The 15,951-nt window shown below is 44.9% G+C and carries 14 protein-coding genes and 2 pseudogenes; 4 read left to right on the top strand and 12 right to left on the bottom strand.

The genetic code is table 11. From position 1 onward, the window contains the following. Positions 1-145: 145 nt before the first annotated feature. Positions 146-1,072 (bottom strand): LysR family transcriptional regulator, encoded by a 927-nt coding sequence (locus tag ED652_RS15445; RefSeq protein WP_122055400.1) that lies wholly within the window; start codon positions 1,070-1,072, stop codon positions 146-148. 185 nt (positions 1,073-1,257) lie between these two features. Between ED652_RS15445 and ED652_RS15440 the strand changes: the two genes are divergently transcribed. Continuing rightward, on the top strand, positions 1,258-2,193 hold the full coding sequence (locus tag ED652_RS15440; protein ID WP_122055399.1) for an NADP-dependent oxidoreductase: 936 nt from the start codon (positions 1,258-1,260) through the stop codon (positions 2,191-2,193). Between the two features lie 26 nt (positions 2,194-2,219). Beyond that, complete coding sequence (locus tag ED652_RS15435) at positions 2,220-2,633, top strand: RidA family protein (protein WP_122055398.1); 414 nt, start codon at positions 2,220-2,222, stop codon at positions 2,631-2,633. A 53-nt stretch (positions 2,634-2,686) separates the two neighbouring features. Here the strand turns inward: ED652_RS15435 and btuD are convergent, their stop codons facing one another. From btuD to ED652_RS15390, 9 genes and pseudogenes are all read right to left on the bottom strand, one after another. After that, positions 2,687-3,445 (bottom strand): vitamin B12 ABC transporter ATP-binding protein BtuD, encoded by a 759-nt coding sequence (gene btuD / locus ED652_RS15430; protein WP_122055397.1) that lies wholly within the window; start codon positions 3,443-3,445, stop codon positions 2,687-2,689. Next, complete coding sequence (gene btuC, locus ED652_RS15425; protein WP_122055396.1) at positions 3,432-4,427, bottom strand: vitamin B12 ABC transporter permease BtuC; 996 nt, start codon at positions 4,425-4,427, stop codon at positions 3,432-3,434. Before btuC ends, btuD begins: the two co-directional genes overlap by 14 nt. 133 nt (positions 4,428-4,560) lie before the next feature. After that, positions 4,561-5,589, bottom strand: a complete 1,029-nt coding sequence (locus ED652_RS15420; protein ID WP_122055395.1) for a succinylglutamate desuccinylase — start codon at positions 5,587-5,589, stop codon at positions 4,561-4,563. A gap of 268 nt (positions 5,590-5,857) precedes the next feature. Then, positions 5,858-7,654, bottom strand: coding sequence for a M3 family oligoendopeptidase (locus tag ED652_RS15415; protein ID WP_122055394.1), 1,797 nt, complete (start codon positions 7,652-7,654; stop codon positions 5,858-5,860). Positions 7,655-7,781: 127 nt separating this feature from the next. Continuing rightward, on the bottom strand, positions 7,782-8,399 hold the full coding sequence (locus ED652_RS15410) for a histidine phosphatase family protein (protein WP_122055393.1): 618 nt from the start codon (positions 8,397-8,399) through the stop codon (positions 7,782-7,784). A 9-nt stretch (positions 8,400-8,408) separates the two neighbouring features. Then, positions 8,409-9,029 (bottom strand): bifunctional adenosylcobinamide kinase/adenosylcobinamide-phosphate guanylyltransferase, encoded by a 621-nt coding sequence (cobU, locus tag ED652_RS15405; protein WP_122055392.1) that lies wholly within the window; start codon positions 9,027-9,029, stop codon positions 8,409-8,411. A gap of 9 nt (positions 9,030-9,038) precedes the next feature. Continuing rightward, positions 9,039-9,845 (bottom strand): adenosylcobinamide-GDP ribazoletransferase, encoded by an 807-nt coding sequence (locus tag ED652_RS15400; protein ID WP_122055391.1) that lies wholly within the window; start codon positions 9,843-9,845, stop codon positions 9,039-9,041. Continuing rightward, a pseudogene (gene cobT / locus ED652_RS15395) lies at positions 9,845-10,848 on the bottom strand (nicotinate-nucleotide--dimethylbenzimidazole phosphoribosyltransferase). The gene ED652_RS15400 and the pseudogene cobT overlap by 1 nt, the downstream one beginning before the upstream one ends. 57 nt (positions 10,849-10,905) lie before the next feature. After that, entirely contained in the window at positions 10,906-11,517 is a 612-nt protein-coding gene (locus tag ED652_RS15390; protein WP_108161513.1) for a flavin reductase family protein, read from the bottom strand. A gap of 694 nt (positions 11,518-12,211) precedes the next feature. Here ED652_RS15390 and ED652_RS15385 point away from each other — a divergent pair. Together ED652_RS15385 and ED652_RS15380 are read left to right on the top strand one after the other, a co-directional pair. Then, complete coding sequence (locus ED652_RS15385) at positions 12,212-12,907, top strand: NAD-dependent epimerase/dehydratase family protein (RefSeq protein WP_102310937.1); 696 nt, start codon at positions 12,212-12,214, stop codon at positions 12,905-12,907. Positions 12,908-13,092: 185 nt separating this feature from the next. Beyond that, the gene (locus ED652_RS15380; RefSeq protein ID WP_065103637.1) at positions 13,093-14,463 is read left to right on the top strand and encodes an L-cystine transporter; all 1,371 of its coding nucleotides are present in this window, start codon (positions 13,093-13,095) and stop codon (positions 14,461-14,463) included. A gap of 121 nt (positions 14,464-14,584) precedes the next feature. Here the strand turns inward: ED652_RS15380 and ED652_RS15375 are convergent, their stop codons facing one another. Together ED652_RS15375 and ED652_RS15370 are read right to left on the bottom strand one after the other, a co-directional pair. Next, positions 14,585-14,977 (bottom strand): heme-binding protein, encoded by a 393-nt coding sequence (locus ED652_RS15375; protein WP_122055390.1) that lies wholly within the window; start codon positions 14,975-14,977, stop codon positions 14,585-14,587. A gap of 9 nt (positions 14,978-14,986) precedes the next feature. Further along, positions 14,987-15,898: pseudogene (locus ED652_RS15370) on the bottom strand (aldo/keto reductase family oxidoreductase); the annotation flags it as partial. Positions 15,899-15,951: the final 53 nt, after the last annotated feature.

Genomic DNA, 15,951 nt, shown 5'->3' with positions numbered 1-15,951 from the left:
ACAAATATCACATCAAATGTTGTTCAGATTTGAGCAACACTTAGAATGTCACTCTTTATGACGATGCTCAATATATAACGTCAGTAATATACTGATTAACAATGCAAAAAGGCAGTTTCGAGACGAATACTCTTTGCACCGCTTCTCATTGAAACGGATCAATAAGTAAATTTTTAGGTAAACCATGATTCAGAACACTAAGTACTTTCTGACGTAACCATAGCGTACCTTGATCACGTTGATGGCGCACATGCCAAGACATCGAAATGGGCCCCGGCTGCATGGTGAATGGCGTTTTCTTAATCACCAGTTCTCCCTTGCTCACGCTCTCCGATATTATCGGTAATGGAATCGTCGTGATCATGTCAGTATTGATTAACAACTTAGGTATGGAGTAACAGTGGTTCACCGTCATGGCGATGCGCCGCTTCATCCCCTTCTGTCCTAGTAGCATGTCTACCCCGCCCGTCGCTTCACCTGATAACGAGAGCAACAAATGATCAGCACTAGCAAACGCACTTAGCGATAGCTCTTCACTGGCTAACGGGTGATCGGCACGCATTGCGCACACAAAGTGATTATCAAACAGATGTTGAGTTTGAACTTGAGCTGAGTTGCCTTCGAAATAATCCAAAACCATATCGACATCGGCACTGAGCAATAACTTTTCTCCATTGACGTTGTAAGGTACGGCGTGAATATTAACGTCAGGCGCTTCTAACTCTATTCGTTGCTTTAACGGCAACCAAAACAGATCTGCCATCCAATCTGTGGTCGCGATTCTAAACGTGCGCTTTAACGTCGCAGGATTAAACTCATCACGCTCAGTTGCAATCCGTATTGATTCTAACGGCTCACCAATCGTTTTCCACAACTCGACGGCGTAAGGGGTTGGGCGAATCCCCCTTCCTTGTTTCACGAATAAAGGATCTTGCCAAGCGTGACGCATTCGAGAGACGGCGTTCGATACCGACGGTTGCGTCATCGACAATCGGTCTGCAGCCACAGTAATCGAGCTTTCCTGCATAATCGCATCAAAAATAACCATTAAATTCAGATCGACATTCGCCATCTTACTTGCCTAATTACACGAGGAGTTAGATGAATGAGTATCGATAAACTCATCATATTAATCAATGTATATTATACCAATCATCAATTAGACGATAAGTATCAAGTTGGGCAAAGTGAGTTCGACAAGCAGATTAACTCGCTGTTAGAAAAACAAATCAGATGACTCACTTATAAGGAAATACGATGAAAGCCGTGTATTTAGAAGAGTATGGAAGTGCGCAGAACCTAACCTTCGGCGATATAGCCAAACCCACTATCACACCAAATCAAGTGCTGATCAAAGTACAAGGCGCGGGGGTAAACCCTGTCGACTGGATGGTAAGAGAGGGATTCTTAGAGGCTACTGGTCAACATGAAATGCCACTCATTGTTGGCTGGGATGCAGCAGGTCAAGTTGTCGAAAAAGGCAGCAATGTAAGCAACCTTAAACTTGGGGAGCAGGTCTATGTATATGCGCCCATTTCTGAACAAGGCGCCTACGCCGAATACCTAGCTGTCGATAGTGATTTAGTAGCAAGTGCGCCCAAGTCTCTCGACATCGTGACCGCAGCAGCTGTGCCATTGGCCGCAACAACAGCATGGCAAGCACTTGTTGAAGGCTGCCAACTCAAAGCAGGTCAACGTGTCCTTATTCACAATGCATCCGGAGGTGTTGGTAGCTTTGCAGTTCAAATAGCGAAATCACTCGGCGCTTATGTTATCGGAACAGCATCAGCCAGCAACAAAGCCTACTTAACGGCTTTAGGGATCGATCAATTCATTGATTATCAAACTCAACGCTTTGAAGATCTGGTTGATGAGTTAGATGCTGTACTCGTCGCTGTAGGAGGTGATGGCATCGTGGAACGCTCACTCGAAGTGGTACGAAAAGGTGGCAACGTAGTCTCACTGTTAGATGACATTGAAAGCGTATTACCACTGCAACTAGGCGTAAACTTTCAACGTTGGTGGGTTTCACCCAATGCCAGAGATCTACAACGTATTGCCGCTTTAATTGATGATGGCGTAGTTAAAGTGAACATCCATAAGGTGTTCCCACTATCTAAAGCCGCTCAAGCACACGAGTTAAGCCAGTCGAAACGTGCTCGTGGCAAAATCGTATTGGAAGTTTCGCTGTAAACACTATCAAGGAAAGAGGATATAAAATGGCCATTAAACAAGCTTTTCGTAATAAGAACCTACCCGATATGATCAACGCGTTTAGTTGGGGGCTGAAACTAAGTGAATTCAGCGAAGTTTTCTTTGTCACAGGACATGCTGACTGTAACCCGGACTTTATTACTCAACACCCTGATGATCCTGTAGCTCAAACACGATTGATTTTAGACCAAATGAAGTCATTCATAGAAGAAGCTGGCTTTAGTATTAACGACATTGTCAGGACAGATTGGACATTTACCAACGAAGTAAACTCTGCACAATTCGAAGGCATTGCTCATGTCTGGGAAGAGTTTTTAGGCGATGTTGAAGTAAAACCAGCGACAGGCACGTTACGTTATGTTCAACGCTTAGGGATGCCAGATATGATGGTTGAATATGAGATGATGTTAGCCCGATAACTGCCGAGCTTTCCAATCCTAAGATTCAACCGTCTTACCCAAACGATAAAGGCTTAACCAAACAATAGATAAGTTTGATTATCGACTGAGATACTTTTAACTTCAGTGTTAAACACAGACTCTAGCTGTTCAGGCGTAAGAACTTGTTCTGCACTACCTGATGCTTGAAGTACGCCTTTGTCGAGCAGCAACACTTGGTCTGCATGTCTTAAGGTCCGGTTAAGATCGTGGTTTGCCATTATTACTGCGATGCCCTTATCTGCCACTCGTTCAATCAGTTTGTAGAGCAAAGCTTCTTGAGCAATATCCAATGGCGCCGCAGGTTCATCGAGGATCAGCAGCTTTGCGTAAGGATTAAGCGTCGGCCAAATTTGCAGGCACATTCCTGCCAAACGAACGCGCTGCCATTCACCACCAGACAAGGTTTGAATGGAACGATGAAGCTTGTCTGCTATGTTTAGCATCTGGCTTATTTCTTCCAAAGCTGCGTTGATTTCAGCATTGAGTCCCTGTGAGGAGCTTGGCAATGACAACGCAAGGTATTGGAACACTTCCAAATTGAAAGCGGGTCTTGCACTTTGGCACAAGTAAGCACGATGCAATGATAGGTCTTGCAGCGACAGTTCTGACAAATCCTGATCATCGATCTTTATATCGCCTTTGTAACCATCACCAATGCCAGATATCGCTTCGAGTAAGGTACTTTTACCGCTGCCATTGGGGCCAATAACATGAGTCACCTGTCCTTGCTTGAGTTCAAATGATAGCGGTAATAAACGAGCAACGACGCTCAGGCTCTTAATTTGAATCATGATTTTTAATTAACATCCAAATGAAGATAGGCGCACCGATACTGGTGGTCATCACACCCAAAGGCAATTCTGCAGAATCGAGTAAAGTACGCGCACAAATATCAGCAAACACCAACAAAGCAGCACCTGCAACAGCAGACAAAGGAAGCAGGTATTTGTTATCCGTACCAATCGCTAGACGCAGTAAGTGTGGCACAACCAAACCAACAAAGCTGATTACGCCGCCCAATGCGACTGCGCAGCCGACTAAAATAGATACAGCAAAGATTAACCGCCAACGCAATTTAGGCACATTCACGCCCAGTTGCGCAGCGTGTGTTTCACCTATCATCAGTTTATCTAGTTTACTGCCCTGTAAGCACAGCCAGATAATCACAGGGATCATCACTAACGTTAGCGAGTGTTGATACCAAGTCACGCCACCTAAGCTGCCCATCAGCCAGTACATCAATAGGCGAAGGCTGAGGTCATCACTAAAGTAGAAAGCCCATGTCACCATCGCGCCAGAAAGAATACCTAGCGCCACACCCACTAGCAATAATTTGGCCGTAGTCAGTCGCATCGTTTTGACCATGCTCACCAGAATAACGGTAAAACAGAGTGAGCCTAAAACGGCAGCGACCATGAAGAGTTCTGGTGTAGGAGCAAACGGCAAGAAGAACAGCACAACCACCATCGCCAAGCTTGCACCGCCAGAAATACCAAGCACACCTGGCTCTGCCAATACGTTACCCAATAAGACTTGTAAGCTTGCGCCAGATACAGCTAAACCTGCCCCGATGGCAATAGCCGCCAATAATCGAGGTAAGCGTAAATCAATCAGTAGTTTTTGTTCTAACGTGGACAAGGTGCCCAGAGGGGAAATGAAGAGATCGCCAACCATTAGGTAAATTGCACTCAGCGCGACAAGCAGTGCTGCCATCAGATAAATGGCTCGCGTCCATTTGCGCTGTTTTTGGTGAAGAAGTTGTTGGAAATCCATATCAAGCTACTTTGAAATTGTTCGCGTAACCTTACCTGTATCCCTAAATAAACTCAAGGCTCACACCGTAATGTGAACCTTGATATTTCAACCAGTTGAGCGGTTGTTTTAGTCGCTTAAACCCAGCTAGGTATTAATCGTACACAAGCTGACCGTGGTCGAATCGTGTTTCAACTTCGCACACCATTAAGGCCGCTCGTTGACCAATGGCCACGTTGCGATTTGGGAATACCACGGCTTCGTTTTCATTCTTCGCCATCAATGGCTTATCACCATCATGACCAAATACTTCACCGTGCTTGAACGCGGTAAAGTTCTCTACCGAATCAGAGAACATGAAATCAAAGTCATCGTGCAAACGCACAATAGTGCGGCTCACACGATACATGATAGTTCGCTTAGGCAGATGCTCAGGCTCAGCTTCAGCAATCAAGTTACGCATTGCCAAATCAAAAGCAGTGAGCTTATCAAGTTGGTTCTCACCAATTTTTGCGACCTGACCCAATTCCATTGTCAGTGCTTGCGCTTCAAAGTTTTCAGCGCTGTACCAACTGAAAGTGCTGGTTGGTGCATTCGACAGCAACACAGCTTCAACGTGGGCACTGTTGATGAAATCGAAAAGCTCTTTATTACGTACTTCGTGACGAACCTTAGGGCTCACCGCGAACGAGTAATGCTTAGATAAACGGATTGCGCAGTGCAGATCTAGATGCCAACGAGTGGCAGGTTCCGTTTCTTTGTAAAACTCAGTAACCAAGAGCTTCAAGTTCTTCGCGATATCCACTTCTCGATTGCTTTCGTGCTGTTTTTCATCAAACAGACGGTTCATATTCACATCAAGAAAACGCGTATGCGCATTGGTCGCTTCTGGGTGAGCAATGATGAACAAACATCTTGCTGTCACGACTTGGAAGCCTGTTTCAATATCCTCAATGAGCTTATCAATCAGCTCCATTGGTGAAGTTTCGTCGCCATGAACACCTGTTGAAAAGATGATGTTCTTGGTCTCAGAATTATACTCTGCGGGAATCACTTCCAATACACCGCGTTGATGAAGCTTAATTTGAACACCGTTACTCAGTACGGTCTGTCCTGCAACCACTTCTTGCTCAAGATCTAGGCTGTCAAAAAGAAATGATTGGCGAAAGAGGGTCTTCGTCATGCGCTACTCCTTAATTGCACGGCCGTATGTTAATAAATTGTACATAGAAATTGTGTTGCTAGGATCGCACTTATCAATAGAAACTCCGTTATCACTCACAAATACTACCCATATATTTTTGTATTACCTGCCGACTTTACTAACCGACATCTGTTCCAAATAACTTTACCTATTTAGAACAACTTTTGGTTATCTCTGTTTATATCAGCAAGATAAGAGCCGCGTAAGCTAACACAGCTCTTACCTACCATGAACAGATTGAGATCAATTAATCTTCCTGATCGAGCAATCTTTCAAATTCATCGATTTGAACTTTGACCATGTCGATGCTTTGTTGCCAAAAATCCGCTTGAGTCAGATCCATACCAAGGTGTTTTTGAACGACTTCTTCCGCCATCATGCTGCCCGTATCACGAAGCAAGGAAACGTAATCACCGTAGAATTGTTCGCCCTTAGCATCGCGCTGAGCGTAAACACCTTTACTGAACAGGTAACCGAACAGGTATGGGTAGTTGTAGAAGCTCACTTGAGAAATGCTGAAGTGCAGTTTGCTTGCCCAGAAGTAAGAGTCGGCTTCTGTCATTGCATCGCCATACCACTCCTTCCAAGTGGTTTCCATCAAGTCACACAGCTGCTGAACCGTTAGCTCACCTTTTTCACGCTGCTCGTAGAAGGCTTTCTCAAACTCGAAACGTACTGGAATGTTTACCATCAAAGCGAGTGAAGAAGAAAGCTCTTCCCACAACATTTCAAGTTTCTCATTGCGTGTTTGTGCTTGTTTTAACAAGTGGTCACGGACGATGTTTTCAGCAAAGATCGAAGCGGTTTCTGCTAGCGTCATTGGGTAGCGTGTTTGACACAACGGCATATCTTTCATCACCCAGTTGTGAAACGCGTGGCCTAGCTCGTGCGCCAATGTCATTAAGTCTGAGCGGCTACCACTCCATGTCATGAACACAAGCGGGGTGCGTGTCGCAGCAAACTTGGTGCAGTACGCACCTAGACGTTTGTTGGCTGCTGGAGCGGCATCAACCCAACCGTTCTCAACCATTAATGCAACAAAATCAGCCATCTCTGTATTGACTTCAGCGAAGGCGGTTTTAATCACTTCGATCGCTTCATCGAATGGGTAAACCTTAGATTCGCTGTCACCCAGCGGAGGCATCGCGGCTAAATGGTTCCAAGGCTTCATTTCATCGAGCCCGTGAACTCTTGCCATTAACAGACCTGCTTTCTGGCCTACTTCGCGATTTGCCTTTGCTACCGACATCATGGTGTCTAGCGTTTCAGGTACGATGCGGCTGGCGTGTAGGCTTGGATCAAGGAAATGCACGTCGCTTATTTTCGAGCGCTTTTTGTTCTCTGTCAGTCGCCAACCCGCAAGCGCATTTAGAATTGAAGCAAAAGACTCTTGGTGCGTCTTCATTGCGCCTTGGACTGCGCGCCATGCCGGTTCTTGTTTGTCGAATTCACTGCCGTACAACAAGCTCGCTGCTTGTGAAAAACCTAGGGCTTCGTCTTCACCGTCTAGCTTTAGCGATAGTTTCAAAGAACCGGTTAAGTTATCGTATAAACGACCCCATCCATCACGCCCATCAACCTTCATCGCAGCTAATAACTGCTCTTCAGCAACGCTAAGGCGGCTGCTCGATAGTTTGCGTGAGCTTTCAATAGCAAAGCGCTGCCCTGCTACATCGGCACTATCATGCTCTAATACGGCATTCACAAATTCAGGTTCTGCGTGAATTAACGTGTCTTCATAAGGACTGAATGCTTGAGACATTTCAGAGTTCAGCTTAGCTACACGGCCAAGCAGTGCTTTTGCTTCTGTGTGTGTCGCGTCGACCGATGCGTGACAGTTAGCAAAGGTATTGATTGTGCTAAGTAACGTGCCTGCCGCTTCTGAGGTCTGGATAGCGTTTTGCATTGCCAGAATGATGTGACGTTTTTCAACATGCAGGTACAACAGCTCAATACACTGTTGAATCAGTTCGATGTCTTGTTCGATTTTTGCATCATCAAGATCGCGATAAGCAATGCTTAAATCCCAACTTGGAGTTGTCATGACTAAATTCCTTTCACGTAGGTAGTAATACCAATCTGGTAGAGCGACTGTAAACGCTGCTTTATATTTCTAATTACTTTTAATATTTTTAGTAGATTGTTAATTCTTAAACTGTGTTTTTGAACACTCAGAGAACAGGCAGCCCTATCGCTTTAACGCTGATAAAGCTCTGCGCGAACTGAGTGACTTGAATATGGGTTATCGACGCATTCTCAATCGATAACTTCGAGTACAAGCTCGGGTTTTTCCAATCAATATCAAGGCAATGCGCTAATAACATTCGAATTACGCCACCATGAGTAACCAGCAATAGATTGTCACTTGGATCATTCAAAAGTTGCGACCAAGCTTGAGTTACTCTGTTATGGAAGCTCTGTAAACTTTCCGCGCCAGTCAGTTGATGGTTTGCGGGATCTTGCCAGAAGGTGTCTAACATCGTCCACTTGTCTTCAAGTTCATCAAATGCGACTCCGTCAACTTCACCAAAGTTCATTTCTTGGAAATCTGGTGCAACAGACAAAGGCACCGACATGCATTGTACATATAGGTTTGCCAAGTCACTGCATCGTCTTAATGGTGAGGTAATAACTCCATCGAAAGCGACATCGTACTGAGCCAACGCATCACAAATCCGCTGTTGAAGGTTTGGGTTAACCAACACGTCAGATAAACCATTCAGTGCAGCTTTCCCTTCAACCTTGCCATGTCGCAGTAGATAGATATTTTTGGTTGTTCCGTTGACCATGAGTGCGACCTAATCCTGAGTATCAAGCGATTGATTAGATGGTTTTAAGTGCAGTGGCAATCCTGCGGCTATCAACGTAACTCGTTCGACAACGCGAGCTAGCGCTTGGTTCATTCGCCCCGCATTGTCGACAAATAAGCGCGACACTTTACCCAGAGGTACCACACCTAAACCGACTTCGTTAGACACCATGATAATTTGCGCTGTGCTCTGCTCTACGCTTTGCACTAAAGCCTCAACCACGGCTTCAACCTGTTCATTGGTTGCGTCATCACCCAGTTCAAAGATGATGTTGTTCAACCACAATGTTAGACAGTCGATCAGCACCACATCATCTTGATCAAAAGACTGAATTTTTCCGGCTAACTCGACGGGCACTTCATGCTCAACCCAATGTTCGCCTCGACGTGCTTTATGATGAGCGATTCGCTCACGCATTTCATCGTCTAGATAGGTAGCGGTCGCAATGTAGTGCAGGCGTCCATTTGAACATGCTTCAAACGCACATAATGCTTGTCGCTCTGCAAAACTAGACTTACCAGAACGAGCTCCGCCCAATACCAGATGGCTGTTTCGCTGACTTGCTTGCTTAGCTTGATTAGCTTGAATAGTGTGATTCGTGTTTGTCATAGGACGCCGTTATAGAAAGCCATTGTAAAAAGCAGTTATGAATACAAGGTAAGTCAGCAACTCCATTAACTGTTGAGCCGCACCCAAGCAGTCGCCAGTAAAGCCACCAATTCGATCCGTTAACCACTTTTTGAAACCTGTTCTGAACAGATAGGCGACGACAGATAAAACCAAAGCGAACTCGAGACCAAACCACAAGCTTGGCAGCACACCAATAATTAGCAAAAAGACAAGCTCACCCTTGGTTTGTTTGTTGGCCAATGGCTTACTTTTACTGGTGTCCAAATCGCTGACATAAGGCATGTCGTAGATAAGGGAAGCCGCAATCGCACGGCTAAAGGTATAACTCGCGACGATAACCATAAACAGTCCAGTCATGCTCACGAGTTCATTCAATAAAACCCACTTACCCAGCAGAGCCATAACCAGAGCAGACGCGCCATAAGTGCCGATTCGGCTGTCTTTCATGATGGTTAAGCGGCGTTCCAATGTCATACCGCCACCAATGCCATCGGCCATATCGGTTAAGCCGTCTTCATGGAAAGCACCCGTCAGCATTAAGCTGAAACTCATCATCAAAAAGATCGCAATCGTACTCGGCAATACCGCATCGAGCAGTAAGAACAGACCGCCACACAATACGCCAAGCAACAAACCGACCGTAGAGAAATAACGACCCGAACGGTTCATTCGCTCTTCTGAATAGGGAGTGTTCTTCGGCATTGGCAAACGAGAAAAGAAGCCCATTGCCAACGAAAACAGATCCCATTGATAAGCAGAGCGATCTTTCAATGATCTTTTTGGTGCATCACTCATTAAACAGTGACTCCTGCACTTTCGAAGCTCGCCATGTTGTTATAGAACTCGGCTGCCGCACGAATAATTGGCATAGCTAACGCAGCACCTGTGCCCTCGCCTAATCTCAATCCAAGATCGAGCAATGGCTCAGCGTCTAGTAACTCTAGTAGGATTTTATGGCCTGACTCTTCTGAGCGATGAGCGAAGATCATATAATCACGGCAGTTCGGCTCAATTAAGGTCGCGACATACGCCGCAACCGACACGATAAAACCATCGACCAGTACAGGGGTTTTGTTTTGATAAGCGCCAAGGAAAGCACCGACCATTTGAACGATTTCATAACCGCCGACCTGAGCTAGTACCTCTTTAATATCTTTAACTTCTTTCGCATCTATGCCTTTGCAGCGAGCTACACCTTGCTCAACCACAGCCACTTTACGTGCTAGCTGTTCATTGTTGATGCCAGTGCCTAGGCCAACACATTCAACGGCAGTACGGTTTGCTAGTGCACTTAAAATCGCTGAAGCGCTGCTAGTATTGCCGATGCCCATTTCACCAAACATGATGATATTGGTGCCATTCGAAATGGTTCTAGATACAAGCTCTGTACCCAGTTCAATCCCACGTTCAACCGTTTCTAAACTCATTGCCGCTTCGTTGGCAAAGTTATTGGTTCGCGTACCTAAGCGCTGAGAGATCAACATGTCGCTGTCAGATTCAACAGGCAACAAAATCCCAGTATCCACCACCGTAATATCGATGTTGTTCACCGCACAAAAGCAATTAATCGCTGCGCCGCCGCTTAAGAAATTCAACACCATCTGCTGTGTGACGGCACTTGGGGCAATACTCACGCCTTCATCAGCAATTCGATGTGTTCCACCGCAGCTTCTTTGCCTTGGCTCTGAATCAATGCCAATTGATGCGCGACTTTTTCTAGTAAGCCAAGCGCACCGAGTGGCTTGGTTTTTTGGTCGATGCGATGTTGGATGGACTGTGAGTATTTTGTCTCTAACATAGTTTTTAAAACGCTTATTTTAGGTACGTTGATTTAGGGGCTGCTACTTAGGGATTATTACTTAGGGCGAGCGACAGAGAACACATTGGAAAGCGTCGCGTATTCACCGCCACCCAATCGAGACAAAGGATCAAGTGCTAACGCATCAACCTTAAGACGCTCACTCTCTTTATCAATCACATCTTCGGAGATGTACACGGTTTCGACTTGAGCAAAGATGAGGCTTTGTGGCACCTCTCCAACTTCTTTTACTTCGTACAAGGTGCAGCCAAAAGCGACCGCGCACTCTTTTACTCTTGGTAAAGAAAAGCCTTCAAATTCAACCAGCTCAATATTATTAGCGGTTACTTCAGAATCACCGTGATCGAGTGTTGCTGCAGTCGCCGTCATTGTTTCTGCAGAACTTGAAGAAGCAATGTGGATTACCAGCTTACCCGTTTCAAGGGCATTACGGGTGGTATCTTTGATTTCGCCCGATGGCTTCTTCCCAACCGATAACATCAGTAGCGGCGGATTGCTGGAAACAGGCGTGAAATAAGAGAAAGGCGCTAGGTTGTACTCTTGATCAGAAGATTCCGTCAATGCCCACGCAATAGGGCGAGGAACAACGGTTTGTGTCATCAGGTGATAAATCTGAGTGGGAGCAAGAGTATCAAGCTTGAGGTTCATAGCACGTCCTTGGTCTATGTGAATTACGACTCAGTTTACGTGTTAAGCAATGCCGTATCTATGCCTAATCAACAGAAACCGTAGAGAGTGTTCTTAATTTAAACAGATCCCACTGTTTTTTTCTCAAATTAACAATCAAATTGACGAACCCTAAAACACCGACAATACTGGTAATAGATTTATCAATAAGTTACGTTTTGGCATCGTTTATGCTCTATATAAAACAACTTATTAAACCCTCTCCGTTGATAAGTTAAGTAAGCAACTTGTCGGTCTCTCTCCATCGAGAAGTTAGCAACAAAGCAAGTTCAGTAAGACGGTAACAAAAAGTGACTCCCCTCACTTAGTAAAAAACAAAGATTTAGGAGGTGAAATGTTCGCAAACCAAAGCAAAAGGAAACCAATTAAATCGAGTAAAAAAGCAAGTAAGAAAGTGAAGAAAATCCCACTATCCTTCACATGATTATGACAAGCCCGTTGCCCAGCGGGCTTTGTTATATCTGGCACTACACTAATATTGAACATTAGATTTTAGACCACCAGCCCCGTTTTAACTTATTGTTAGACTTCCATCCTATCAACCTATCAACCTATCAACCACGCAACTGACCACTCGTTGTTCAAAAGTTTTATTCGCTTAAAATTCAAACACTGTTTATATTAAACAAGCACTTGCAAAGGGTTAAGGATAGCTATGAGTATTTCAGGAGACAAAGCATCGGTCATTGTTGCAGGGGCAACAGGTCTGATAGGTTCACACGTTCTGGATTTGCTTATTGATGAGCCCGCGGTCGAGCATATCTATGCTTTGTCCCGAAGAGCACTAGATTCTCAGTTTAACTCCAGCAAACTCCACACGCTCATTCATAGTGATCTACAAGTAACAAGCTGGGACGATACCAAAGCGACGCCCAACTTAGGTATTATCTGCCTAGGTACTACCAAGAAAAAAGCGGGTTCCAAAGAAGCATTACGTAAAGTCGATGTTGAATTGGTCAGCCAAGTGGCACAGTCGATGAAGTTTATTGGAGTAGAAAGACTTGCTGTGGTTTCAAGCTATGGTGCATCACCAACATCCTATTCTCATTACCTAAAATGCAAAGGTCAGATGGAACAGAATTTGATGCGTATCGGCTTCAAACAGCTGTTTATTGCTCGTCCTGGCCCTCTTGTTGGCGAAAGAGCTCAACCACGAGCCGACGAAAAACTCCTACAAAGTCTCTTCCCTCTGTTGTCACCATTTATGATTGGTAAATATAAAAACCTGCGCCCTATTCAGTCAAAAGACGTGGCACAAGCCATGCTGTTCCGATTATTCGAAAATAATTTCCAAAATGTAGAAATTTACTCGTCAAGTGACATGCTCAATTTATTGGCAAAATATCGCTAAAAAGCTCATCTATTCACCAAAATGTTGGATATCCATTCATCCCATTGAGTGGATATTACTAATTGTTCTAATCAATTACTTTTCTTTATTTTACGTTTTGTAACAGAACGTTATCTTAGCTAACAGTACTTAAGCCTATATATCTAGGTCACCCATCAATCTGAAGTAATTCATAAGGACATTAAATGTCATTCCCAACTATCGCTGCCTTAGCGGTATTCATTGGTATTCTATTTTTTCTCTACGGACAGCAGAAAAAAGAAAACACACTTTCTCGCCTTGTTCTATTAGGTTTAGTTTTTGGTAGCGCATTCGGCCTAGGCTTACAGCTGCTATTTGGCGAAGGCAACCCGGTCATCAAAGAAACGTTGGATTGGGTAAATGTTGTTGGCAGTGGCTATGTTGGCCTACTAAAAATGGTGATCATGCCATTAGTATTGGTTTCAATGATTGCTGCCGTGGTGAAGCTTGAGAAAGGCGGTTCACTGGGCAAAATTTCTGGCATCACTATTTCAGTATTACTGGCAACAACGGCGATCTCTGCGATTGTGGGTATTGCAGTAGCTCAAGCATTCGGTCTTTCGGCAGAAGGCTTAACAGAAGGTGCTCGTGAAACGGCTCGTATTGCAACACTAGAAAGCCGCATGGGAAGTGTGTCTGACCTAACGATTCCACAAATGCTGGTTAGCTTCATTCCAACTAACCCGTTTGCAGATCTAACCGGTGCTCGCTCTACTTCAATCATCGCGGTGGTTATCTTCGGTGTGCTTACAGGTATTGCTGCTCGTAAAGTAATGGCTGAAAAAGAAGAGCTAGAGTCACCAATTCGCACTTTCGTTGAAGCGGCTCAATCTATCGTAATGCGCTTAGTTAAGATGATTATGGCACTAACGCCATACGGCATCGCTGCGTTAATGGCGAAAGTTGTCGCAACATCAAGTGCTTCAGACATCCTAAGCCTACTGGGTTTCATTGTTGCTTCTTACGTCGCAATCATCCTGATGTTTGTTGTTCACGGTGTGTTGGTCTCTTTTGTTGGCGTAAACCCAAAAGAATACTTCCAAAAAATCTGGCCTGTACTGACATTTGCTTTCACCTCACGCAGTTCTGCAGCAACGATTCCACTGAACGTAGAAGCTCAAATTACTAAACTAAACGTGCCACCAGCGATCGCTAACTTGTCTGCAACTTTCGGTGCGACAATTGGCCAGAACGGCTGCGCGGGTATCTACCCTGCAATGCTAGCCGTCATGGTTGCGCCAACCGTGGGCATCGACCCAATGGACATCAACTTCATTCTGTCTTTGATTGCTATTATTACAGTGAGCTCATTCGGTATCGCGGGTGTGGGTGGCGGTGCAACTTTCGCAGCGCTTATCGTACTGCCCGCTATGGGTCTTCCAGTGACTATCGCAGCTCTGCTTATCTCTATCGAACCACTTATCGATATGGCACGTACTGCGCTTAACGTATCAGGTGCAATGACAGCCGGTACGATTACAAGTCGTATACTGGGTAAGAAAGAACAAAAAGAGTTGGAACAAGCGAACGCTTAATTCGACTTCCTTATCGAAGAGCGATTAAAGCTCTTGGTATAAGTAAGCAAAATAACCGATGCAAATGCATCGGTTTTTTATTATCTGTCTTTTATCAGAGTGACTTTGTAAACGGCAGAACTTAAAGCACCAGCTGAATTACTTTCTCAGCTAATGCTTCATCGTCGTCTTCACTCAACCCACTGATACCAATCGCCCCAATCACCTGCCCTTGATGTTGAATAGGTACACCACCTTTAAAACCAGTGATTTTCGGGTCTGTCCAATAGCTTAAGTCTTTACCTGTCGCTTTCGCCCATGCACCTAAGTTGCCACTCGGTTGTCTATCTCGTGCTGAGGTATAGGCTTTGTTTTGAGCTAACAAACCGGCTTGCACGCTGACGTTATCCATTCGGGAAAACGAAAGCAGTTCACCATGCGTATCACACACGCTCACCGCAATTGCTTGGTTGTTATGCCCTGCAATATCGAGCGCACTGTACACGAGTTGTTGTACTATTTTTTGATTCAACATATCCATCCCTTATGGCAATGCCTGACCACGTGAATACACGTATAAGTTGTACCACTCTTCGCAACTTAAGGTGATTTGCGTCGCTGCTGCAGAGGCTTTGATTCGATGTAGATTAGTTGTGCCAATAACGGGCTGAATACTTGCAGGGTGACGAAGTAAAAACGCCAGCACAATCGCTTCACTTTCAACGCCATATTGATTTGCTAACTGAGCCACGTAGTGCGCTGTCTTTTTCACGTTTTCATGTTCTGAATACAAACCTTGCTCTGCAAAACGACCTTGCGCCAAGCAGCCCCAGGCTTGCAATTGAATCCCATTCATTTGGCAATGCTCTAGTGTGCCTGCCGTGAAGTCCGATTGATGGTGACCTTGAGAGTTGACCATTACCCCATCATTCAACCAATCAAGCTTTGCCAAGCTCATTTCAATTTGATTCGCGACAATAGGCTGACCTAACGCAGATTGCAGATACTGGATTTGGTGACTGTTCATGTTCGACACACCAAAGAAGTCGACCTTACCTTGTGCTTTCAGGTTCTCTAGCGTTCTTGCCAATTCATCGAGCTCCATTAGCGGATCAGGACGATGCAGAAGTAACACGTCGAGCTTTTCCGTATTCAATCGATTCAGAATGCCTTCTACCGATTGACCTACCCAATCTGCCGAGAAATCATAACGGCCAACGTTCCCCTCACCTTCAAAGCGAATACCACACTTAGATTGAATGAACATTTGATCACGTAATTCAGGAGCTTGCTGTAACGCTTGACCAAAGGCTTGCTCAGCTTTGCTGAAAGTATAAATGTCAGCATGGTCGAACAGATTGATTCCCACCTCCAGTGCAGTGTCAATTACGCTGCGTGTTTGCACTATATCAGCCGCCGTTACTGGGTTGTCGTTCCAACCACCACCCAACCCCAGGGTGAGATCGTGAGCGTTTTTTAATCAAAATTATGATCGATTTGACGATCACA

Source organism: Vibrio sp. Evd11 (genome assembly GCF_900382755.1).
Lineage (GTDB): Bacteria > Pseudomonadota > Gammaproteobacteria > Enterobacterales > Vibrionaceae > Vibrio > Vibrio lentus.
The sequence above is the reverse complement of the archived record's forward strand: the minus strand, read 5'-3'. Positions and strand labels throughout refer to the sequence as shown.